The following is a 21,689-nucleotide window of genomic DNA, read 5'->3' on the forward strand; positions in this document are numbered from 1 at the left end:
CGAGGGTCACGACGTCCATCGATAAAGCCAGGTCTCGCTGATCGGTCGCTCGTCGGACTGCAAGACGAGCCGAAGCTCGCAGAAGTTCTCGCCGGCAGGGTCTACGTCAAAGGCGACGCGGCAGGACTTTGACGACGGAGTCAAATAGGTCCGAATATTTGTCGCCAATCCCGGAGAGGTCGTCAACGCCGCTTTCAGCTGCGTTGTGCGTTGAGGGTCCGCCAACACGTCGCCGGAAAAGACGACAATAAAACGGCGGAGCTTGCCGCCCGGCGCGCGGCCTGAGCGTGCGCGCGTGGCGATCGCCAGCGGCGGCCGCGTCGGCGGCTCCCAGCACCAGAACTGGCGATAGGCGAAGGACGTCTCCTTGCCGGCGACGAGAGCGGTCTTGGGCCGCCAATAGGCGACGATATTGGCGTTGATTTCGGATTCCGAGGGAATTTCGACGAGCTGCAGGCCGCCTTCGCCCCACTCGCCGAGCGGTTCGATCCACAGCGACGGACGTTTCTCCCAGTGCTGCTGATCATCCTCGTAGTCGTCGATGTCGCGCTGCCGGATCAGCGAGCCGAAGCCCTGCGGATTGTCGTCCACGAAGGAGGAGAATTGCAGAATCTCGCGGTTCGACACCGGTCGCCAGAGCCATTCGCCCTGGCCGGAGAGCATCTGAATGCCGTTGATGTCGGCGACCATCGGCCGCCAGTCGTCGAGCCTGGGGCGGTCGAGCGGCGTAAACAGCGAAGCCCCGGCAAAGCCGGCGAGCCCGAAATGATCGACCGCCGTGCGCGGGAAGAGCGTCAATTCGGTGTCGATGAGCGTCGCTTCGCCCGGCCGCAGCGTGAAGCGGTAGACTCCGGCGACGCTGGGCGAATCGAGCAGAGCGTGAATGACGAGCGCATTGTCGCCGAGCGCGGGCTTCTCGATCCAGAAACTGCGGAAGGCGGGGAATTCCTCGCCGCGCGGATCGGCCGTTCGAATGGAGAGACCGCGGGCTGTGACGCCGAGATTCTGCCCGCGCGCGACAGCCCGATAGAAGCTCGCCCCCTGGAATATGGCGAGCTCCGCTTCGGCGCCGCCATTTTGGGCGTGAAGCACCCGAAAGCCCGAAAAGCTGAGGTCTGGCAGCGACTCCGGGACATTGAGGGCGCCATAGTCGAAGCGGCTCGCCTCATAAGGAAGTCGCGCGGCGGCGCCGTTCTCCACAACATAGATGTCCACCGCAGCCGCAAAAATATGGCCGCGATGAAGCGGCTCGATACTGAAACCCGTGTTGTCGTGACGCCAAATCGCCGCATCGGGCTTTGTCTTGATCCCGACGAATTGCTCATAGGAGAGATTGGCGAAGGGTTCGGGCAGGTCAGTTCGCGGCGCCGTAAATGGTTTCGCGGCCAACGCGCGGGCAAGTTCGACGACCATGTCGCGCGAGAATGGCGCAGGCTTTTGAACCGTCGGGGGAGCCGCCTGACCGGCGGTCCCCGCGCTTGACGGCGGCGGAACGATCCCCGCCGCGATGACGCCCAAGCCCGCTTTCAAAACATCTCGACGTTCAAACATGAGCTACCGAAGGAGGCCGATCCGCGCGGTCCATGAACGTGTGATTGAGCCATTTTGCGGCGCTGAGCTGGCGACAGCCCCTCTATACAAGAAACCTAACGAGACAAAATGGTTTTCTTGGCGGTTTTTGAGGGCTGCGCGCGAAAGCCGCGGCGGCTTGCGCTCCGCCGCTCGAATCTGCCAGAACCGCGGCCTGAGCGGCGTCGCGACGCCGGCTCCTACGCCAACGTCTAGCCTGGGCGCCAGATGCCGACAGAAAGAAGCGCGCTCGCGATCGTCCTTGCCGCCGGCGAAGGCACGCGGATGAAATCCGACCGGCCGAAGGCGCTGCACGAGGTCGCCGGGCGCTCGATGCTTGGCAATGTGCTCTCAAGCGCCATGTCGGCGGGCGTCGGCAGAGTCGCCGTGATCGTCGGGCCCGGTCGCGATGACGTCGGCGGGGAGGCGCGCCGCTTCATCCCTGAGGCGGAAATCTTCGTGCAGAGCGAAAGACGCGGCACGGCGCACGCCGTTCTCGCCGCGCGCGCCGCCATCGCACAAGGATGCGACGACCTGCTGGTGCTCTTCGCGGACACGCCGCTCGTGACCGCACCGACGATCGGCGCGTTGCGCGCCGCCCTGCGCGAAGGCGCCGCCGTCGCCGTTCTGGGTTTTCAGGCGTCCGACCCCTCCGGCTACGGACGGCTGCTGTGTGACGCCGCCGGGCGTCTCGCCGCCATCCGCGAAGAGAAAGACGCCAGCGATGAAGAACGCGCGGTCACGCTCTGCAACGGCGGTCTGATGGCGATCGACGGCGGAGAGGCGCTGCGCCTGCTTGAGAAGATCGACAACAAAAACGCCAAGGGCGAGTTCTATCTCACCGACGTTGTGGAGCTTGCGCGCGCGGACGGACGCGAAACGCGAGTCGTCATCGCCGACGAAGCCGAAGTTCTCGGCGTCAACGACCGTATGCAGCTCGCGCAGGCTGAGGCCGTCGCGCAGACGCGGCTTCGCCGCGCCGCCATGGCGGGGGGCGCGACGATGATCGCGCCGGAAACCGTTTTTCTTGCGGCCGACGCCGTGATCGGCCGCGACGTCGTCATCGAGCCGCATGTCGTCATCGGACCGGGCGTTGAAATCGCCGACGGCGCCGTGATCCACGCCTTCTCGCATCTTGAAGGCGCGCGCGTCGGCGAACGCGCGAGCGTCGGTCCCTTCGCGCGCCTGCGTCCCGGCGCCGAGATTGCGGAAAAAGCCAAGGTCGGGAATTTCGTCGAGATCAAGAACGCCAATGTCGCGCGAGGCGCCAAGGTCAATCACCTGTCCTACATCGGCGACGCCGACATCGGCGCCAACGCCAATATCGGCGCGGGAACCATCACCTGCAATTACGACGGCTTCCTAAAATATCGCACGACGATCGGCGAAAACGCCTTCATTGGCTCAAACTCGTCGCTTGTCGCGCCGGTGACGATAGGGCAGGGCGCCTATGTCGGCTCCGGCTCCGTCATCACCAAGGATGTTGCGCCCGACGCGCTCGCCGTGGCGCGCGGGCGGCAGATGGAAAAATCGGGGTGGGCGGTCTCGTTTCGTACGGCGCAGGCGGAGAAGAAGGCGAAAGGAAAATAACGGTTCGGGTTGAGTCAGACTAATCCGTACCCGGCTTTGCAGGTTCGAACACGCGGCCTGACAAAGGACGCCCGATCGCATGAAAGGTGAAACTCATGAGAATCCTTGCGTCAGCCATGATTTTGCTCGCTATTGCAGGCTCTGTATACGCGCAGGGCGATCAAAAAATTGATCGCATGACCGTAGACGCCGCGGAAACATTCACGAAGGACAGGCTTCCATGGACAGACGAGCCGATCCTTCCCAAAGGCGCCAAGAGCGTTCTGCTCGTCGGCGATCCAAGCAAAGCTGGCGTGTTTATCGCCTATCTGAAGTTTCCGCCGAACTATAAAATCCCACCTCACTCGCATCCCTTCGCCGAGGTCATCACCATCCTGAGTGGGAAATTAGGGAATGGCATGGGCGAAAAATTCGATGCGCAAAAAGGCGGTGTGCTGAATGCGGGCTCCAGTTTCGCCTTGCCGGCGGGTCATGCGCATTTTGTCTGGACGACAGATGAGGAAACGCTCGTTGAGTTGATCGCGACCGGGCCATGGGGCATCGCCTATACCGAACCCAAGGAAGATCCGCGCAAGGAGAACAAGTAAGCGCGTCCCTGTCCCTGAATCCCGTCTCGCTCCCGCGCCCATCCGCTCAGGCGGCGCTCTTGCTATTATGGCTTCGGAGGTCGTCATGTGCGGCATTGTCGGAATTCTTGGAACCGGTCCGGTCGCGGACAAAATCGTCGAATCGCTGAAGCGTCTCGAATATCGCGGTTATGATTCCGCCGGGATCGCCACCCTGGAGAACGGTCGGCTCACCCGTGTGCGGGCGAGCGGCAAGCTCAAGAATCTCGAAGAAAAGCTCGCAGCGGCGCCGCTCTCCGGCGCCATCGGCATCGGCCATACCCGCTGGGCGACCCATGGCCGCCCCACCGAAAACAACGCCCATCCGCACGCCAACGACCACGTCGCGGTGGTTCACAATGGGATCATCGAAAACTTTCGCGAACTGCGCGCCGAGCTGACGGCGAAGGGCCATGTCTTTTCGAGCGAGACCGACTCCGAGGCCGTGGTTCATCTCGTCTCCGACGAACTGCGTAACGGCGCCACGCCGGAAAAAGCTGTCGCGGCGGCGTTGAAACGGCTCAAGGGCGCCTTTGCGCTGGCCTTTCTCTTCGAGGGCGAAAGCGACCTTTTGATCGGCGCGCGGCGCGGTTCGCCGCTCGCCGTCGGTCGGAGCGACGAAGGCGTCTATCTCGGCTCCGACGCTTTGGCGCTCGCGCCCTTCGCGACCTCCATCGCCTATCTCGACGAGGGCGACTGGGTGACGCTGACGCGCGAAGGCGTGCGTTTCCATGACGCCAATGACGCTTTGGTCGAGCGGCGCTTTCTGCCGCTGCTCGCCGGATCTTTGCTGGTCGACAAGGGCAACTATCGCCATTTCATGGCCAAGGAGATCCACGAGCAGCCGGAGGTCGTCGGCCGCACGCTCGCGCATTATCTCGATCTCGCCGAGGGCGTCGTGCGCCTGCCGTTCCAATTCACATTCGATCCGCGGACGCTCTCGCGCGTGACCATTTCGGCCTGCGGCACCGCCTATTACGCCGGGCTCGTGGCGCGCTACTGGCTGGAGCGTTTCGCCCGACTTTCCGTCGAAATCGACATCGCGTCGGAATTTCGCTACCGCGAAGCGCCGCTGCCCGAGAATGGATTGACGATTCTGGTCTCGCAGTCGGGCGAAACGGCGGATACGCTCGCGGCGCTGCGCTACGCCCGCGAGCAGGGCCAGCACATTCTCTCGATCGTCAACGTCGAGACCTCCACGATCGCCCGCGAGAGCGACACGGTGGCGCAGACATTGGCGGGCCCCGAGATCGGGGTCGCCTCGACCAAGGCCTTCACCTGTCAGCTCGCGGTTTTCGCGTGTCTGGCATTGGCGCTGGGCCGCGCGCGCGGCGTTCTGAGCAAGGAGCGCGAACGCGAACTTGTCGCCGAGCTCGTCGCCGCGCCGGGGCAGATGGCGCAGGCGCTCGCCCATGAGGCGCAGATCGAACCCGTGGCGCGCGACGTGGCGCGGGCTTCGAGCGTGCTCTATCTCGGGCGTGGACCGGCCTTTCCTCTGGCGCTCGAAGGCGCGCTGAAGCTCAAGGAGCTTTCCTATATCCACGCGGAGGGCTATGCGGCCGGCGAGCTGAAGCACGGGCCCATCGCGCTGATCGACTACGCCATGCCGGTGATCGTGCTGGCGCCGCCGGACGCGAGCCTGGAAAAAACTGTCTCGAATCTCCAGGAAGTCGCCGCGCGCGGCGGCCATTTGATTCTGATCGGCTCGCCGCATGCTCGGGACGCCGCGGCCGCCGAACTCGCCGGTTTCATCGAAATGCCGGAAAGCGTCGCGGGCCCTTTCGCGGTCATCGTCTACGCGGTTCCCGCGCAGCTCCTCGCTTATCACGTCGCGACATTCATGGGCAAAGACGTGGATCAGCCGCGCAATCTCGCCAAGAGCGTGACGGTGGAGTAGGGCGCTTCAGCCCCTCTTGATGGTTTCGACGGCGCTCAGCGCTTCGACGATGGCACTCTCCACCGCCGGCATGCCCTGGCCGTCGGAATGGGCGAGCAGCACATTGCCGAAGCGCTTCGGCAGCGCACGCATTGTCGCGACGATCCCCGGCGCGGCGATGAGGTGATGGTGGCCCCAGCGCGTCAGCCGCACCTCCGCGAGCCGCGCCCCGCCGAACGCCTCCGGCATGAAACGTCGCAGCTCTTCGACGATCGGCGCGGCGAAGCCGGCGCGGTCGCCGGCAAGCAGGCGCGCCCGCCCCGCGCCAGGGTCGGGGAACGGCGCGTAGACGGTCAGGACGCTGTGATCCTTGGGCCGCTCGGCGGCGGGCAGCACCGCAGTCGCGCTGATTGCGTCGCTGAAGCTCTGGGCGCCGAGCGCCCAGCTGTCGTAGGGCAGGTCCGCTGGCGTCCCCTCGAAGCAGCAATTGGCGACAAGGTAGCTGCCCTGCCGCAACCGGGTCATTTGCGCCGTTGCGGCGGGATCGACGCCGCGCAGAATACGGCCGGCGAAAAAGTAAGGCGCGGCGACGACCGCCCAGCGCGCCTCGAGACAGCGGGGCTCTTCTGGATGTCGCGCGTCGAACCATCCCACGCGGGCGTAGCCGTTTACCGCCGGTTCGATCGCGTAGACCGCAGCGCCGGTGACGATGCGTCCTTCGCCGGCGCGCGACAGGCGCGCGGCCATAGCGCGGGCGATCGCGCCGTTGCCGCCTGGGAAGGCGTAGATCGGGGCGTTGATCTCCGAAAGAAAATTGACGCCCGCATAGGCGGAGATTTCGGCCGCCGGCGCGCCGAGCGCCGAGAGGCAGTAGGCGTCGAGCAGGCCGAAGAGTTCGGCGTCGATATGCTCGCGCCGCAAAAATTCATGCAGGGAGAGCTGGTCCAGGGCAAGCGCCGGCGCCGACGCCTTGGCGATTGGGATCTTGGGAAAGTCCAGGCTCTCGCCGAGGCGGCGCAAAAGCGCCTTCAGCCGTTCATAGGCGCCCCGCCATTCTCCCTCCCTTGGGTCCCCGGCGCCGGCCGCGCCTGACAGCGCTCTGTCGACCGGTTCGCTGACGGGTCGCGGCGCGAGGCCCAGCGTCTCGTAGAACGCCCTGAAAGGATCAGATAAGTCAACGATATAGGCTGATCCGAGCGCATAGTCGACATTGCGCCAGCGGCCCGATTTGGCGACGCCGCCAGGATCGGCTTCGCGCTCCAGGACCAGCACGTCGCGATCCCGTAGCAGCGCCGCAACGGCGAGGCCGGCCAGACCGCCGCCGATGACGACGACGTCGACGCGCCGCTCGGGAGCCGAAAGCGGCGCGCGCCAAAGCCCGTCGCGGATCGCGTGCATGGGCGCGAAACCGTCGCCCGTCCATTCGCCCAGCTGATAGGGCGGCGCTTGCGCCGCTTCGGCGCTCGGCAGGACCAACTGCGTCGCCAGGGCGCCCAGTCCTGCGATGGTCGCGCGACGCGTCACCATGGCCGCTTCCCAAGACAATAAGCGCGATAATGCATGCCGTTCCACTGAGGGTGAGCGTCGCCATTGACAGGGGGCGGGCTGAACTGGTCTATGCGGGCGACGCCGCGCCAGGCGCGATAGCTTCGATCGGCGCACGATCCTGTCCAAGGGACGTCTCGCGCTTTCGAAATCATGTTCTGAACCTAAGGACGCGCCGACACTTGCTCGCCTCGATCCCTCCTGTCTATGTCGCGCCCTTCGAACGGGCTTGGCGCAACCGGGAGCTTATCCGCGCCGTCGTGCGGCGCGAGTTCATTTCCCGATTTCGCGGCTCGGCGCTTGGACCGCTCTGGGCGGTGCTGTCGCCGCTCATCATGCTGCTCACCTATACCGCGCTGTTCTCGATCACGGTTCCGCAGCTTTCCGCCGGCATGAGCGTCACCGACTATGCAAGCTCGATTTTCATCGGGCTTATTGTCTTCAATCTGTTTAGCGAACTCGCCTATCGAGCGCCAATGCTCTTGCACGAGCATGTCAACTTCGTGAAGAAGTCGATTTTCCCCAGCGAAACCATCGCCTGGACGGCGACGATCCGGGCGTTCACCTACGGGGGCGTGGGCTTCGCCGTCTACATCGTGTTTCGCTTGCTGACAGCAGGAACGATTCCCTTAACGATCGTGCTGACGCCATTCCTGATCGCGCCCTTTTTTCTCTTTATCCTCGGCGTCGTGTGGTTTCTGATGGCGCTCGGGGCGTTCACGCGCGACGTCGCCCATATCATGGCCTCCGTCGTGCCGGTGCTCATGTTCGCGACGCCGATCTTCTATCGCCTGGACCAGATCGCCGCCATGTCCGGATCGGTCGCATTGTGGCTGCGTCTCAACATCGTCGGCGATTACATCGAGATGCTGCGCTCCCTTGCGCTTGATGGAACAATTCCAAACGTCTTCGGCTATTTCGCGCTTGTCGCGGTCTCCTACGCCGTGTTCCTTGGCGGGTACCAGTTCTTCATGCGCTACAAATCGGTCATCGTCGATGTTATCTGAGCCCTCTATCCGCTGCGCGGGCGTCGGCAAGGCTTTCCAGCTCTATGCGCATCAGAACGACCAACTCAAGCAGATCGTGTTTGGCCTATGGAAGAAGTTCTATAAGGACAAATGGGTTCTGCATGACGTCAATTTCACGGTCGAGAGAGGCGAGCGCGTCGGCATCGTGGGACGCAACGGCGCCGGCAAGACAACGCTGCTGCAGATTCTATGCGGCATCACTCAGCCGACGAAGGGCGATTTCAGGGTCAGCGGCCGTATCGCGCCAATTTTGGCGCTCGGCTCTGGCTTCGACGGGCTGCTGACGGGACGCGAAAACGCCCGCATCGGCGCGGCGATCCTGGGGCTGTCGCGCAAGGAGGTCGACGCCTGCATCGACGACATCGCCGCCTTCGCCGACATCGGGTCGTTTTTTGAGCAACCGATGCGCACCTATTCGATGGGCATGATCGCGCGCGTGGCTTTCGCGATCTGCGCCCACGCCAAAGCCGACGTGCTCATCGTCGATGAAGCGCTTTCGGTCGGCGACGAAATCTTTCAGCGCAAGTGCGAGAAATACATCGCCGAATTCGCCAAAACCGGCACTATTTTGATGGTGTCGCACGATCTCAACTTTCTCGCCTCCCTGTGCAATCGCGTGCTCTGGCTTGAGGGCGGCGTCGTGCGCGAGATCGGCGATCCGGAGAAGGTGGTCGCCGACTATCGGAAGGCGATGCGCGCCGAAGAGGGTCAGGCGAGCGGCGTCGCGTAGGCGTCCCGCGCGGATGAAGCGCGTTCGTCGCGAAGGCGCTTGGGCTTGGGGCTGCGGTTGAGCCGGGCAAGGAGCCAAAGGGAAACGCCGACTTCGGCGAGCGCGAGCGCGGCAAGCAGCAAGACGAACAACCCATTGATGCGCAGAAGCGACTCAAGCGCGACGAGAAAGCCGATGTGCACGGCCGGAACCGCAATCGTGGCGAGGCCACCGGCCGCTCCGCGCCGGCCGGTGATGTTCCCGAATGTCAGGACGAGCGCCATCGCGAGCAGCGTATGGGCGATGGCGAGCGCCGGCACGCCGAAGCGCTTCGCCGCCTCGGCCGTCCACTCTCCAAGCTGGCGAGGATCGCCGCGCGCCGCAGCGTAATTGGCGAGAAAGGCGCTGGCCGATAATTCATAAACGCCGCGCCAACCGCGGTCGGGCAGCGATGCGCTGCCCTGCATCGGCAACGCCATGGCGTATTCATCGAAATTGGCGATGCGCACGTCGCCTGACGTCAATGAGCGCGTCTGGATGCTGCCATTGGAGAGCGCGACGATGACCCCGGATTCATTGCGCCGAAATTCGGCGCGCGCCGCCGTCACCGTCTCTTCCTGCATCTTTTCGATCGACAGCTGACGCACGAACAGATTGATCGCAAGGTCAGGCGTCTCCCAACGCTCGATGTAGAGCGTCTTCACGCCATTGTCGAAGGTGTAGAAACGCGCCGCGTCGAGCATGCGATGATTGAGCGAATTGCGCACGACATTGAGCACATCCTGCATGCCGCTCGAATAGTAGGGCGCCGCGAAATTGGCGAGCAGATAGCCGAGCACGACGACGCCCGCCGCCAAGACCAGCGCCGGGCGGCAGATGGCCCAGACGGAAAGGCGCAGCGCGTAGAGAACGGCGATCATGCCCTCGCTCGCCATTCGGCCGAACTCGAGCGCGGTGGCGACGCCCACCGCCATCGGCAAAGTCACGTAAGCCACCGTCGGCGTCACCCCGATCAAGGCGGGAATGACGAGGCCGCCGCGCACCGCAGCGGGCGGCAGCTGGTAAAGCAGATATGACAAGACGACGGGAATGGAGAGCGCGAACTGCACGATCAGCACGCCGAACCCGATGCGCTTGAATAGATAGCGGAACAACAGGCGCGGCATGGGCGGGCTCCGCGCTATCGCTCGGCGTCGCGCCGAGCGGCGAAGTAAATTCGCGTCGCGACGGCCAAGCGGAAGAGCGGCGCGCCGGCGCAAAGCCGCGCATGACGCGAGGCGCCGCGCGTCATCGCTTGAACCTCGCCCAGGCTGCCTGCGAATAGTGCGTCCACGCCTCATCGAACACGCCATTTTTCGGCAGCGCCGTCGCGCCGGCCCAATGCGCGAAATAGATCTCCTTGCCTTCGTAATCGACGGGCTTGCCGTGCTTAAATTCGACGCCTGGCGCCTTGTAGAAGCTTTCGTGGGAGGCGCCCGCGATGACATTCGGCAAAAGCTCGATTTTCAGGCCGCGCCGGTGCGTGACGAAATTGACGAGCGGTTGAGCGAAGAGCTGACCGCGCTTGCGCACGTCATGGAAAATCACGGCGTCGTCGCGGACTGTATCGATGAAATCGGACAGCTTCAGATATTGGTTCGATGTGACCCAAAAGCCGTCATTGAAGAGGAGCGCGTCCTTCAAAAAAGGATAGTGAACGCGTCTGTCATTGTAGACATACTCAAAACTCGGAGAGGCGACGATGAACTCCGTCTTGCCTTTGTCCAAACGGCCGAACAGGGGCGTGAGGTCGCGAAACAGAATGACGTCCACGTCGACGTAGACGACTTCATCGAGCGGTAGCGCGAGCGCTTGCAGCTTTCGCAGCCGGCGGCGGTTGGTGTTGAAGATGCCGGGGTAAAGTTCATGCGAGAGCTTGTCGATCTCCGTCGGCTCTTCGCCGACGTAATGCGCCCCGTAAATTTCCGCCGCGCGGCGCGTCATGACGACATTGTCGTCATAGGGAATGAGATAAAGCGGCAGCCCGGAATTGGTGTCTCGGTAGCTTTCGAGAAAAGGGAGCAGCCAGTCGATGATCTTGTCATTGCCGACGATGGCGACGCCGTAGCGCTTGGCAGGGGCGGGGGTGGGCGCGGGGCTGGCGGCCGCGGCGCCCTCGGGCGATAAGACTGGATTTGGAACGCGAAGCCTCATATACGGGATGTATTTGAAAATGGCGGGCAAAAGCAAGGGGCGGCTCGGCATTGAGGGAAGAAGCGGGCCGGGATGCGTCAGTGTGAAACAGCAGCGTGTCGGCGCGCCTGAGAGGCCGAGCGCGCGATTTTCCTAAGCTATTTGAGATCGATCGACCATGTTGCAGCACGATGTCTGATACGATGAGCCATATTTCGTCATCCGCGGCGCACGGGGCGCACACCGCAGGCCCGCAGGCGCGGCCTTTTGCCGGCAAAACCGTGGCCGTTGTTCATGCCGCCTGGCACAGTTGCGGCAGTTATCAGGTGAACGTCAGTCAGATCGCCGCCTATAAGGCGCTTGGCGCGCGCGTCGTGTCTGTCGCGATGATGGACGATCTCGCGCGCCGCCCGCCGCTCGGCGGGCGCTGGCCAGCCTATATTGAAGCGTCGCGCGACATCGGCGCCGACCGTCGTTTTTATTCGGGCGCGCCGTTCTCCGCCTTGGCGTCTCGACTGCTTGTCGACGGCTGGTGGCGGTTGATCCACGGCGATCAGGCGTCGTGGCTCATCGAACTCGCAAAGCGCGCGCCCTTGCCCGAAGGATTCGAGAGCGAGTCGATCGACTTCATTCACGCCAATCATTACTTCACGCTGCCATTCGCGGAAAGGCTGATGCGCGGCCGTAAAGTTCCAGTCGTCCTGGAGACGCAGGACATTCAGGCGCGCCAATATGTGTTGCGCAACAAGGGCGGTTTCTTCATCTCGCCCCATGCGACTTACGACGACATGCTCGAGGTCGAACTCTCATGGATGCGCCGCGCCGATCTTTGCGCGCATCTGAACGAGGAGGAGCATCGCGATTTCCAAAAGCTCCTGCCGGAATTGCGACATGCGCTCATTTATCCGGCGGTGGCGTCGGCGCCCTCGGCGCGGGGACGCGACATCATCATCGTGGCGAGCGACAATTACGCCAATTACATGAGCCTTCGCTGGTTTTTGCAGGAGGTCTTGCCCTTTGCCGGCGGCGCACGCGTCGCAATTTACGGCAATGTCGACGGCGGCGTGAAGAGACGCGACGCGGCGCTCTACGAGGCGCATCGCGCTTTGTTCAAGGGCCGCGTCGACGATATCGGCGCGGTTTACGCCAACGCCGGCTGCGTGCTGCTCCCGACAGTTGAAGGGCACGGCCTGTCGATCAAGGCGGTCGAGGCGCTGTCCTGCGGCGCGCCTCTCGTCGCGACCCCGCTGGCGTTTCGCGGCATGCAGGTCGATCCGGCCAGATTGCGAAATGTCGCTCTCGCCGAAAACGCCAGGCAATTCGCGGCGTTATGGCGCGAAGCCCAGGCGTGGGCCGATAGCGGAGACTCCGCAGAGCCGGAGCGAAGCGACACCCGCCGCCTCTACGACGACGCGTTCAGTCCCGAAGCTTATGCGCGCGCTCTGGCCATGGCCGCCGCCACGCTCTGAAAATCAGGCTTCGAAAAGCCGCCCGACGATTGTCGGAACAGTTGAACTCTGCTTAGGCTGCGGCTTGCGCGAAGTGGAGGAACGGGTTGAGCGTTGCATCGAGTGATTGCTTGCCCTGCGCCCAGCGTCCGCTTCTTGGCCGGCGCGTTGCGCTGATCCACCCGGCTTGGCACTCTTGCGGCACCTACCGCGTCGTCCTTGGCCAGATCGCCGCCTATCGCGCGCTGGGAGCGGAAGTTTTTCCGATCGCGATCAGTTCCGATCCAGGCTTCGTTCCGGGCCGGAACTGGATTTGGAAATCCTTCAGCCAGGCGACTCCGGAACTTAATGACGGCGTGCGCTATTATGGCGGCGCGCCGTTCCACGCGATGCTCTCGCCCCGCTTTTTGCGTGACGTGCTGTGGCCCTATCTTCATGGCGATCAGGCGGTGGTTCGTCTCGGCATGGCGGAGCGCGCGCTGCTGTCGCCCGGGATCGAGGGCGCGACGTTCGATCTCGTTCACTGCAACCACTTTTTTCTGATGCCGATTGCGCGCCGTCTTGCGCGGGGCGTTGCGCCGATCATGCTCGACACGCATGATCTGCAGGCGCGGCAGTTTGCGCTGATCAACGAAACAAAGCTCTGGCTTTCCCCGCGCGCCTCCTACGAATCGATGCTGGCGCAGGAACTTGAGGCGATGCGCGGCGCCGATCTGCTGCTGCATCTCAATGCGCAGGAGGCCGAAGACTTTCGCGCGCTGGTTCCAGAGAAGGCGCATGCGCTGCTCTATCCTGCAACGCCTGAGGCGCCGACCGGTCCCGGCGGGCCGGACATCATTCTTGTCGCGAGCAACAACACCGCCAATGTCGAAAGCGTCATCTGGTTTCTGCGCGAAGTCGCGCCGAAAGCGCCGGGCGTCGTGGTGAAGATCGTCGGCAATGTCGACGCGGGGGTGCGTTCAAAGTCGCCGGAGCAATACGCCGCCTATAAGGACTGGTTTCTGGGCCGGGTCGAAGATCCCGGCGTCATCTACGCGAACGCCCGCCTCGCGCTGCTTCCGACGATCAGCGGCACTGGACTTTCGATCAAAACGGTCGAAGCGCTGTCGAGCGGTCTGCCGTTGATAGCCACCACGCAGGCGATGCGCGGGATGGATGTGCAAGCGTCGCGCCTTTCTGGCGTCGTCATCGTCAACTCGGCTCAAGAATTCGCCGACGCGCTGACACGGGCGGTCGCCAGCACGCCTCTGGACGAATCTGCACGTCGCGCGAGCCCGGCGCGTCGGTATTATGAGTCGCGGCTTTCGCTCGCGGCGTACAAGGCGAGCCTCGGCGTGCTCGCGGCCGCGCTGATCAGCGCTAGGTCAGGGGAGTAGAGTCCGGGAAATCAGGACGTTGCTCGATGGTGTGTCCCATCGGCAACGGCGCCGGAAAAACGCCGTTACGACCCTTGGCGCTAATTACGTCTTAGGTTTGATGGTGATACTTTAGCATTCGAAACTGCCGTTCGTCCCAGGAGGACGAGCTTATTGGAGGCGCCTCGAATGACTTTCAGAACTTTTATTTTCGGCGCCTTTGCGTCAGTCTTGGCGGTCAGCGCCGCTTCGGCGGCTGACCTTCCGAGCTACAAGGCTCCGCCGCCGCCTCCGCTTCCGCCGCCCTTCAGCTGGGAAGGCTTCCACATCGGCGTGAGCGGTTCGTATGCCGGCGGCGTCTCCAGCCAGTATTCGAACCTTTACGCGCTGCAACCCGGGTCCTTGCTAGTGTTTCCGACGTCGAATTCGATCGGCACGAGCGGATACATGGTCGGCTATCAGAATGGTTATAACTGGGTGTTCGCCAATCGTATCGTGATCGGCTACGAAAGCGAGTACAACTACGCCAACGTTCGAGCGACGAATACGAGCGGCTATCTTCCCGGCGTCGGCGCCAGCAGCCGTCTGCAGTGGTTCGGCGCGGAGCGTTTACGCTTCGGCTACGCCTTCGGCCGGATCCTCCCATACATCACCGGCGGCTTGGCCTATGGCAGGGTGAGTCCCTACGGCCAGCAATGGGCGAATGGATCGGTGTTCCCGTCCAGCCGGGCCGTATGGCAGGCGGGTTTCGCCGTCGGCGCCGGCATCGAATACGCCGTTCTCGACAACTGGACCGTCAAGGCGGAGTATCTCTTCACCCGCATGAAGGGCGCGTCGGGCGCGAGCATCGGCTTCCCCCTCGCTTACCGCGTCACCACCGGCAACAACCTCGACACTCACATCGCGCGCATTGGCTTGAATTATCAGGTCAAGAGCTTCGGCGCGCTGATCGGCATGCCTGAACTCGGCCTCTGATCGACCGTCCTCCCCGACGTCGAAAAAAGCCCGGCCTTGCGGCCGGGCTTTTTTTGTTGGCGCGCCGGTGCGATATTCTCATGGAATGATCCGCAACGCCCCGCTTGCCCACCCTTCGGCTCTGAGCCTCGCGCAGCTCAGCGAGCGCTCCCGCGAAATCTTCAGGCACATCGTCGACAGCTATCTCGCCTCAGGCGATCCGGTCGGCTCGCGCAATCTCGCCCGGCTCCTGCCGATGACGCTGTCGCCCGCCTCGGTGCGCAACGTCATGCAGGATCTGGAGGAGCTCGGCCTCATCTATGCGCCGCATACAAGCGCCGGACGTCTTCCGACCGAGCTTGGCCTGCGCTTTTTCGTCGATTCCATGCTGCAGATCGGCGATGTTGAGGAGAATGAGCGCGCGCGCATCGCCGCCGAAGTTGAAGCGGCTTCCAAAGATCATGATTTTCCCGGCGTCCTTGCGGAAGCGACAAGTCTGCTGTCGGGACTGACGCGCGTCGCCGGCGTCGTCGTCGCGTCCAAGGGCAATGTGCGGTTGAAGCAGATCGATTTCGTGCGGCTCGAGCCCGAGCGGGCTCTGGTCATTCTCGTCGCGGACGACGGATCGGTCGAAAACCGCGTGATCCCCGTCGCGCGCGATCTCCCGGCCTCGGCGCTTACGGAAGCGGCCAATTATCTGAATGCGCGCGTCTCCGGACGCACGATCGCCGAAGCCCGCGAAAACATCGAAGGCTCGCGCCGGGCCGCGCAAATGGAGCTCGACGAACTCGCCGCGCGGATCGTCGAAGCTGGGCTGGCGACCTGGGCGGGCGCGATGGGCGAATCGCGGCAGCTGATCGTGCGCGGGCAGGCGCATCTTCTTGAGGACCTGACCGCCGCCGTCGACCTCGAACGCGTCCGGCTCCTGTTCGCGGATTTGGAAACGAAGACGGAGGTCATCGACCTGCTGGAGCGCGCGGAGCAGGGCGAAGGGGTCCGCATCTTCATCGGCTCGGAGAACAAGCTGTTCTCGCTGTCAGGCTCATCGATGATTGCTGCACCGCTGCGCGACAGCGAGCGCCGGATCATCGGCGCGCTCGGCGTCATCGGCCCGACCCGGATCAACTACGCTCGGATCGTGCCGATGGTCGACTATACGGCCAGGGTCGTGGCGCGCGTCATCGGGGGGTAAAGCGTCGCGCCGGGTCCGTCTCTAATCGGCGAACAGCGATAGCTTTACGAGAAATTTTGCGGGTCGACGTCGATCTGAACGCGAACGCCGCCTCGCTCCTTCGGTCCGGCCGCGAGCATGTCGCGCAGAAAGGCCTGCATGTCGGCGCCGCGCGGTCCTTTGGCGAGCAAGCGGAATCGGTAACGGCCGCGGATGAGCGCGATCGGCGCCTCCGCCGGACCAAGCAGCGCGATTTCATTCTGCTCTGGCCAGGCGCCCGGCGCGGCGATTCTGTAACGCGGCGATGGCGGCAGTTCATGCGCGGCGCGCGCAAGGGCGCGCGCATGCGCTTCCGCCGTGGCGGCGTCCTTGGCGGAAACGATCATCGCGGCGAGACGGCCGAAGGGCGGCAGTCCCGCGCGCTCACGTATGGCGATCTCCTGTTCGTAGAACTTTTCCGCGTCTCCCGAGAGAAGCGCCGCGATCACCGGATGCGCCGGGTGAAACGTCTGGATCAGCGCGTGGCCGGGCCTGTCGCCGCGCCCGGCGCGCCCTGTGACCTGATTGAGCAGCTGAAATGTGCGCTCGGCGGCGCGCGGATCGCCGCTGCCCAAGCCCAGATCCGCGTCAATGACGCCGACAAGCGTCAGAAAGGGAAAATTGTGGCCTTTTGCGACGAGTTGCGTGCCGATGACGATATCAAAGGCGCCCTTGGCGATCTCCTCCAATTCGCGCCGCAGCCGGTCGGCGCCGCCAGGAAAATCCGATGAGAGCACGAGTATGCGCGCATCTGGAAAGAGCGTCGCCGCTTCTTCGGCGAGCCGCTCGACGCCCGGTCCGCAGGCGGCGAGCGAGTCCTCGGCGCCGCACTCCGGGCACAGGTTCGGACGGCGCTCGATATGGCCGCAATGATGGCACATCAGCGCACGCCGAAAACGATGCTCGACGAGCCACGCGTCGCACTGTTCGCAGCGGAAGCGATGGCCGCATGTGCGGCAAACCGTTAGCGGCGCATAGCCACGCCGATTGAGAAAGAGCAGCGCCTGTTCGCGGCGCGCGATCGCTTCGCCGACCGCCAAAGCAAGCCGCGGCGCGATCCATCGGCCTCGCGGCGGGCCTTCTTTGCGCATGTCGATCGCTTCGAGCGTCGGCATTAACCGCGCGCGCGCCCGCGAATCGAGTCTTAGATAACCGTAGCGCCCGCGCATGGCGTTGACGCGGGTTTCGATGGAGGGCGTCGCCGAGGCGAGAATGATCGAGGCTTCCTCTATCCGCGCGCGCACGACCGCCATGTCGCGCGCGTGATAGCTCACGCCGTCGTCTTGCTTGTAGGCGCCTTCATGCTCCTCATCGACGACGATCAGCCGCAGATCCGAAAAGGGCAGGAAGAGCGCCGAGCGCGCGCCGACGACGACGCGAACCTCGCCCGTCGCGCAGCCGCGCCAGATGCGCGCGCGTTTGCGCGCTCCGACGCCGGAATGCCACTCGGCGGGCTTTTCGCCGAAACGGTCCGCGAAACGTTCAAGAAATTGAGTCGTGAGCGCGATTTCCGGCATCATGACGAGCGCCTGTCCGCCGGCCTTGAGCGCCTCGGCGATCGCTTCGAAATAGACCTCGGTTTTGCCTGAACCGGTGACGCCTTCGAGCAGAAAGGGCTTGAACGCCCGCGGTGAAAGCGACGCCTTCAGCGCGTCGGCGGCGTTCTGCTGCGCGGGCTCCAGCGCCGGCGCGGCGAACAGAGGGTCGAGCGGCGGCGCGATCGGCTCCGGCGGCGCGGCGATGGCTTCCAGGGCGCCCTCGTCGACGAGCGCATCGATCACGCCCGTCGAGCAGGCGGCGGCCTCGGCAAGCGCTTTCTTGGCGAAAGCGACGCCGCCTTCCGCGGCTTTGAGGACGCGGGCGCGCGTCGGCGTTAAACGTTCCGGGACATTGCCGCTCGCGCGATAAAGCGTCCGCGTCGCCTCGGGCCCCGCGTCTTCAGCCGCGCGCGTGGCCAGCCGCAGCGCCATGCCGCGCGGCGTCAGCGTGTAGCGCGCCAGCCAGTCGATGAAGCTGCGCAGCTTTTGCGAAAGCGGCGGCCGGTCGAGACGGGCGCTGACCGTCTTGAGATTCCCGCCCGGGCCGGAGTCGCCGTCGATCGACCAGACGACGCCATAAGCCTCCCGGCGTCCAAGCGGCGCCGTGACGCTGTCGCCGGGGGAAAGCTGCATGGCCGCGGGGGCGAGGTAGGAATAGGTCGAATCGACCGCGACGGGCGCCAAGATCTCGACGACTCGCGCTCTTTCTTCCTCGTCCGGCGCCGCGCTCATGCCGACGGCTTAATCCATTTCTGGTCCTCAGCAAAAAATTTCTGGAACGAAGCGGCGTGCGAAGGGGTTCGAATATCTCAACGCCTCCACGGAGCCTTCGATGGATAAGTTGTCGCGCATTGGTCTCTCAGCGCTTGTGACGGGAAGCGTCGCCAGCGTCATCTCCACCGCAGCCCTCGCGGCGCTCGCGACGCTCGAAGGCAGGGGCGCGCTCGAGCCCACCAACGCCACCAGCCACTGGCTTTGGGGGCGCAAATCGCGCGGCCGGCGCGACGTCGACGCGGCCTACACCGGCGTGGGCTATGCGACGCATCACGCATCGGCGGTCTTCTGGGCCTTGCCCTTCGAGGCCTGGCTCGCGATGCAGCCGCCGCGCTCAACGTTCGAACTGATCGGCGATGCGGCGATGATGTCGGGAATCGCCGCCACCGTCGATTATGGCGTCGCGCCCAAGCGAATCACGCCCGGCTGGGAGTTCGCCTTGTCGGACCGCTCGATGATCGCGGCCTTTGCCGCCTTGGCGGTCGGTCTGGCGTGCGGCGCGGCGGCGTCTCGCGCGCTTCTGGGCGGAGAAGAGCTAGAACTAAGGTAACGACCGGCCAACGGCGGGCGCCGGCTTAGCGCGTAATCAGTCGCGAGCCGCGATTGCTGGTCAGATAAGTCGCGATCCAGCTGATCGCGACCAAGATGCGGCTGCGCAAGTTCACCAGAAAATAAATGTGCACCACGCTCCAGAAGAGCCAACCCGGAAAGCCGGTCAACTCCAGTCGGCCGAGTTTGACAATCGCCGAGTTGCGGCCGATCGTCGCCAAATTGCCGTAGTCCCAATAGCGGAAGGGTTTGCGTGGAGAGCGGCCCTTCAGACGGAGTCGGATGGCGCGTCCCACGTATTTGCCCATCTGCTTGGCGGAAGCGGCGAGCGCCGGAACGGGCGTCCCGTCGGAACGCGTCAGAAGGGCGAGATCTCCAATGACGTAGACATCGGGAAGGCCGGGAACCGTCAGGTCTACGCTCACCGGAATGCGTCCCGTGCGATCGCCTTCGACGCCCAGCCAATTCGCCGCGGGCGACGCCCGCACGCCAGCCGCCCAGAGAATCACGCCGGCGGGAATCTCATTTTCTCCAGCGACGAGTCGGTCCTCGAAGATCTGGTCGACGGGCATGTCCGTGCGCACGTCGACGCCCTTTGCTTCGAGCGAATCGCGCGCGTAGTCCGAAAGCCGCTCGGGAAAGCTTGCAAGAATGCGGGGCCCCGCCTCGAGCAAAATGATGCGCGCCTTTCGTGGATCGGCGCGGCGAAACTCCGGCGGAAGCGTTCGCCGGGCGAGTTCGGAAATCGCGCCGGCGAGTTCGACTCCCGTCGGACCACCCCCGACAATGATGATGGTGAGCAGTCTCTCGCGCTCGACGGGATCGACGCTGACCTCTGCGCGTTCGAATGCGAGAAGCAGCCGGCGCCGGATGAGGGTCGCGTCTGAGATGGATTTCAGCCCCGGAGCCAAACTCGCCCAGTTGTGACCGAAGTAGGAGTGGGTCGCCCCTGTCGCGACGACGAGGAAGTCATAGCCGATCTCGCATTTGTCGGTCTTCACGACTTTTCGGGCGGCGTCGACGCTCTCAACCGTGAGCATCAGGACGGTCACATCCTTCTGGCGCCGCACGATGTGACGTATCGGCCAAGCGACGTCTGGCGACGCAAGCGCCGCCGTCGCGACCTGATAGAGCAGGGGCTGAAAGCAATGATGATTGTTGCTGTCGAGGATGAAGATGCGCGCTCCGGCGCCATCAAGCGCCTGCGCAGCCGCAATCCCGGCGAAGCCGCCGCCGACGATGACGACGCGAGGTTTGCGTTCGGCGGCGCTGCTGTGCTGCATGATGAACCATCCTTGGCGGGCGAGTCGTCAATTGGGCACGCCCGCCCAGCGCGACTCAGGATTTAAGCCGCCAAAGGCGCCAAGGTTCCAGCCTCCCCGACGCCGTCTCGCCGACATCCGAGACAAAGCAACAAACTCAGACAGTGCAGGGTGTGAGGCTTGCGCGGTCCCTAGCCGGAAATGTAAAAATAATCAGCGGTATGGATCGAGAAGCGTACGCTTCAGCTTGGGAGAGCCGCGACGCGCAGCATGCGCATCGCGGCCCATCGCATTATTGATTTGCCGCCTTCAAATGAATGAGCGCGGTTTCGGCATGACGGACGCCCTTGTCAATCCGGCTGGCGTGGTGGGTGCGCTTTGCCGTCTTGAGCGCCTGACTGAGATGTTTCATCGCCGTCTTGATGTGGCCCTTGGGATCTTCCCCGCTGGCCGCCTTGGCGTGATCCCAGGCGTTATGCGCATGCTCGGCGAAGGAGGAGGCATTATGCTGCTTGCCTTCCTTGATCGCCTCATTGGTCTCCTCGATCGCCTGAGTCAGATGCTCGCTATCGCTTCGCGCCAACGCCATATGCGGCGTCACGAGAAAAGCAGTCGCGACGGCTAAAGCGGCGAAAATCGAACGACGTGACAGCATTAATATTCTCCCTTATCGCATTTCTCTTGGTCTCGGCTCGGCGTCTCTCAGCATTAGCCAAGGCGAAGAACCAATATAAGAGATGGCGATTATTGCTTAGCTATCCAAGGCGACGTTTTGCCGCCGTTCTTGCATTCCGTCGCGAGGGCGCCTATCCCTCAAGAGCCAGTCGGCTGGACGGCCGCTGCGGAAACGCAGAGGAAAGTCCGGGCTCCACGGAGACACGGCGCCGGATAAGGTCCGGCGGGGGCGACCCCAGGGATAGCGCCACAGAAAGCAAACCGCCGCGCAAGCGGTAAGGGTGAAAGGGTGCGGTAAGAGCGCACCGCCCGAACGGCGACGTTCGGGGCACGGCAAGCCCCGCCGGGAGCAAGACCGAATAGGGGCGACCGAAGGCCTTAAGCGCGAGCTTTTTGCCTTCAACCCGTCTCCGGGACTGTCGCCCGGGTTGGTTGCTAGAGGCGGGCGGCAACGTCCGTCCCAGAGGAATGGTCGTCACGTTCTGCAAAGAACGTACAGAACCCGGCTTACAGGCCGACTGGCGTTTAAATCAGGGGTATCTCGTAGAGGAGATAAGCGGTCGAGATAGCTTTCGCGAAAAAGCGGCGTCGGCCGGGTCGGAAAGCTTTGCTTCATTCTTTTTGCGCGGCCTTGAGGCCGCCAAATTCGCACCACCGTAAACGCTCCCTTAACGATAAAAAAGCCTAATAAGGCCGGTTGCCGATCGGCGCGTGGCGACCAGCCTGCTTCCGACGCCTCGCGGTACCATGTCGATCCAGACCGCCCAGCCGCAATTGAGTCGTCTCGACGAGCCAGCGCTCCTCGGGCGCACAGGATCGCGCCGCCGACC

17 protein-coding genes and 1 other RNA gene are annotated in these 21,689 nt (G+C 63.9%); 11 read left to right on the forward strand and 7 right to left on the reverse strand.

Going from position 1 to position 21,689, the window contains the following annotated elements:
- Nucleotides 1-6: 6 nt before the first annotated feature.
- Nucleotides 7-1,551, reverse strand: a complete 1,545-nt coding sequence (locus IYX23_RS11800) for a glucan biosynthesis protein (RefSeq protein WP_196392938.1) — start codon at nucleotides 1,549-1,551, stop codon at nucleotides 7-9.
- A 246-nt stretch (nucleotides 1,552-1,797) separates the two neighbouring features.
- Here IYX23_RS11800 and glmU point away from each other — a divergent pair, with 246 nt between their 5' ends.
- From glmU to glmS, 3 genes are all read left to right on the forward strand, one after another.
- Nucleotides 1,798-3,159, forward strand: a complete 1,362-nt coding sequence (gene glmU, locus IYX23_RS11805) for a bifunctional UDP-N-acetylglucosamine diphosphorylase/glucosamine-1-phosphate N-acetyltransferase GlmU (protein ID WP_196392939.1) — start codon at nucleotides 1,798-1,800, stop codon at nucleotides 3,157-3,159.
- Nucleotides 3,160-3,335: 176 nt separating this feature from the next.
- Nucleotides 3,336-3,746 (forward strand): cupin domain-containing protein, encoded by a 411-nt coding sequence (locus tag IYX23_RS11810; protein ID WP_246716714.1) that lies wholly within the window; start codon nucleotides 3,336-3,338, stop codon nucleotides 3,744-3,746.
- 85 nt (nucleotides 3,747-3,831) lie between these two features.
- Entirely contained in the window at nucleotides 3,832-5,661 is a 1,830-nt protein-coding gene (glmS, locus tag IYX23_RS11815; RefSeq protein ID WP_196392941.1) for a glutamine--fructose-6-phosphate transaminase (isomerizing), read from the forward strand.
- Between the two features lie 6 nt (nucleotides 5,662-5,667).
- Here the strand turns inward: glmS and IYX23_RS11820 are convergent, their stop codons facing one another.
- Nucleotides 5,668-7,167 carry an FAD-dependent oxidoreductase gene (locus IYX23_RS11820; protein ID WP_196392942.1) on the reverse strand — a complete coding sequence of 500 codons (1,500 nt, stop codon included), beginning with the start codon at nucleotides 7,165-7,167 and terminating at the stop codon, nucleotides 5,668-5,670.
- A 200-nt stretch (nucleotides 7,168-7,367) separates the two neighbouring features.
- Between IYX23_RS11820 and IYX23_RS11825 the strand changes: the two genes are divergently transcribed.
- Both IYX23_RS11825 and IYX23_RS11830 read left to right on the forward strand, forming a co-directional pair.
- The gene (locus IYX23_RS11825; RefSeq protein WP_196392943.1) at nucleotides 7,368-8,192 is read left to right on the forward strand and encodes an ABC transporter permease; all 825 of its coding nucleotides are present in this window, start codon (nucleotides 7,368-7,370) and stop codon (nucleotides 8,190-8,192) included.
- The gene (locus IYX23_RS11830; protein ID WP_196392944.1) at nucleotides 8,182-8,943 is read left to right on the forward strand and encodes an ABC transporter ATP-binding protein; all 762 of its coding nucleotides are present in this window, start codon (nucleotides 8,182-8,184) and stop codon (nucleotides 8,941-8,943) included. The genes IYX23_RS11825 and IYX23_RS11830 overlap by 11 nt, the downstream gene beginning before the upstream one ends.
- On the opposite strand, the gene IYX23_RS11835 is transcribed toward IYX23_RS11830, so the two are convergent.
- Both IYX23_RS11835 and IYX23_RS11840 read right to left on the reverse strand, forming a co-directional pair.
- Entirely contained in the window at nucleotides 8,922-10,088 is a 1,167-nt protein-coding gene (locus tag IYX23_RS11835) for an LptF/LptG family permease (RefSeq protein WP_196392945.1), read from the reverse strand. The genes IYX23_RS11830 and IYX23_RS11835 overlap by 22 nt on opposite strands.
- Before the next feature lie 121 nt (nucleotides 10,089-10,209).
- Nucleotides 10,210-11,166 carry a hypothetical protein gene (locus IYX23_RS11840; protein WP_196392946.1) on the reverse strand — a complete coding sequence of 319 codons (957 nt, stop codon included), beginning with the start codon at nucleotides 11,164-11,166 and terminating at the stop codon, nucleotides 10,210-10,212.
- 131 nt (nucleotides 11,167-11,297) lie between these two features.
- On the opposite strand from IYX23_RS11840, the gene IYX23_RS11845 reads away from it, so the two are divergent.
- From IYX23_RS11845 to hrcA, 4 genes are all read left to right on the forward strand, one after another.
- On the forward strand, nucleotides 11,298-12,563 hold the full coding sequence (locus tag IYX23_RS11845; RefSeq protein ID WP_196392947.1) for a glycosyltransferase: 1,266 nt from the start codon (nucleotides 11,298-11,300) through the stop codon (nucleotides 12,561-12,563).
- A gap of 86 nt (nucleotides 12,564-12,649) precedes the next feature.
- A complete protein-coding gene (locus IYX23_RS11850; protein WP_246716717.1) occupies nucleotides 12,650-13,918 on the forward strand; it encodes a glycosyltransferase in 1,269 nt (422 codons plus the stop codon).
- A 168-nt stretch (nucleotides 13,919-14,086) separates the two neighbouring features.
- Nucleotides 14,087-14,872, forward strand: coding sequence for an outer membrane beta-barrel protein (locus tag IYX23_RS11855; RefSeq protein WP_196392948.1), 786 nt, complete (start codon nucleotides 14,087-14,089; stop codon nucleotides 14,870-14,872).
- A gap of 85 nt (nucleotides 14,873-14,957) precedes the next feature.
- A complete protein-coding gene (gene hrcA, locus IYX23_RS11860; protein ID WP_018408860.1) occupies nucleotides 14,958-16,043 on the forward strand; it encodes a heat-inducible transcriptional repressor HrcA in 1,086 nt (361 codons plus the stop codon).
- A 44-nt stretch (nucleotides 16,044-16,087) separates the two neighbouring features.
- Here the strand turns inward: hrcA and IYX23_RS11865 are convergent, their stop codons facing one another.
- Entirely contained in the window at nucleotides 16,088-18,331 is a 2,244-nt protein-coding gene (locus IYX23_RS11865; protein ID WP_196392949.1) for a primosomal protein N', read from the reverse strand.
- A 100-nt stretch (nucleotides 18,332-18,431) separates the two neighbouring features.
- On the opposite strand from IYX23_RS11865, the gene IYX23_RS11870 reads away from it, so the two are divergent.
- A complete protein-coding gene (locus IYX23_RS11870) occupies nucleotides 18,432-18,923 on the forward strand; it encodes a hypothetical protein (RefSeq protein WP_196392950.1) in 492 nt (163 codons plus the stop codon).
- A 25-nt stretch (nucleotides 18,924-18,948) separates the two neighbouring features.
- On the opposite strand, the gene IYX23_RS11875 is transcribed toward IYX23_RS11870, so the two are convergent.
- Both IYX23_RS11875 and smbP read right to left on the reverse strand, forming a co-directional pair.
- Nucleotides 18,949-20,205 carry an NAD(P)/FAD-dependent oxidoreductase gene (locus IYX23_RS11875; RefSeq protein WP_196392951.1) on the reverse strand — a complete coding sequence of 419 codons (1,257 nt, stop codon included), beginning with the start codon at nucleotides 20,203-20,205 and terminating at the stop codon, nucleotides 18,949-18,951.
- A 271-nt stretch (nucleotides 20,206-20,476) separates the two neighbouring features.
- Nucleotides 20,477-20,839, reverse strand: coding sequence for a small metal-binding protein SmbP (gene smbP / locus IYX23_RS11880; RefSeq protein WP_018408856.1), 363 nt, complete (start codon nucleotides 20,837-20,839; stop codon nucleotides 20,477-20,479).
- A gap of 165 nt (nucleotides 20,840-21,004) precedes the next feature.
- Here smbP and rnpB point away from each other — a divergent pair.
- Nucleotides 21,005-21,385, forward strand: an RNA gene (gene rnpB / locus IYX23_RS11885) — RNase P RNA component class A.
- Nucleotides 21,386-21,689 lie beyond the last annotated feature (304 nt).

Source organism: Methylocystis sp. L43, assembly GCF_015709525.1.
Classification (GTDB): Bacteria; Pseudomonadota; Alphaproteobacteria; order Rhizobiales; family Beijerinckiaceae; genus Methylocystis.

Excerpts from the sequence above, each read along its gene's own strand:
- IYX23_RS11800 (WP_196392938.1), bottom strand. The coding sequence starts at position 1,551 with ATGTTTGAACGTCGAGATGTTTTGAAAGCGGGCTTGGGCGTCATCGCG.
- glmU (WP_196392939.1), top strand. The coding sequence starts at position 1,798 with ATGCCGACAGAAAGAAGCGCGCTCGCGATCGTCCTTGCCGCCGGCGAA.
- IYX23_RS11810 (WP_246716714.1), top strand. The coding sequence starts at position 3,336 with ATGACCGTAGACGCCGCGGAAACATTCACGAAGGACAGGCTTCCATGG.
- glmS (WP_196392941.1), top strand. The coding sequence starts at position 3,832 with ATGTGCGGCATTGTCGGAATTCTTGGAACCGGTCCGGTCGCGGACAAA.
- IYX23_RS11820 (WP_196392942.1), bottom strand. The coding sequence starts at position 7,167 with ATGGTGACGCGTCGCGCGACCATCGCAGGACTGGGCGCCCTGGCGACG.
- IYX23_RS11830 (WP_196392944.1), top strand. The coding sequence starts at position 8,182 with ATGTTATCTGAGCCCTCTATCCGCTGCGCGGGCGTCGGCAAGGCTTTC.
- IYX23_RS11835 (WP_196392945.1), bottom strand. The coding sequence starts at position 10,088 with ATGCCGCGCCTGTTGTTCCGCTATCTATTCAAGCGCATCGGGTTCGGC.
- IYX23_RS11840 (WP_196392946.1), bottom strand. The coding sequence starts at position 11,166 with ATGCCGAGCCGCCCCTTGCTTTTGCCCGCCATTTTCAAATACATCCCG.
- IYX23_RS11845 (WP_196392947.1), top strand. The coding sequence starts at position 11,298 with ATGAGCCATATTTCGTCATCCGCGGCGCACGGGGCGCACACCGCAGGC.
- IYX23_RS11855 (WP_196392948.1), top strand. The coding sequence starts at position 14,087 with ATGACTTTCAGAACTTTTATTTTCGGCGCCTTTGCGTCAGTCTTGGCG.
- hrcA (WP_018408860.1), top strand. The coding sequence starts at position 14,958 with ATGATCCGCAACGCCCCGCTTGCCCACCCTTCGGCTCTGAGCCTCGCG.
- IYX23_RS11865 (WP_196392949.1), bottom strand. The coding sequence starts at position 18,331 with ATGAGCGCGGCGCCGGACGAGGAAGAAAGAGCGCGAGTCGTCGAGATC.
- IYX23_RS11870 (WP_196392950.1), top strand. The coding sequence starts at position 18,432 with ATGGATAAGTTGTCGCGCATTGGTCTCTCAGCGCTTGTGACGGGAAGC.
- IYX23_RS11875 (WP_196392951.1), bottom strand. The coding sequence starts at position 20,205 with ATGCAGCACAGCAGCGCCGCCGAACGCAAACCTCGCGTCGTCATCGTC.
- smbP (WP_018408856.1), bottom strand. The coding sequence starts at position 20,839 with ATGCTGTCACGTCGTTCGATTTTCGCCGCTTTAGCCGTCGCGACTGCT.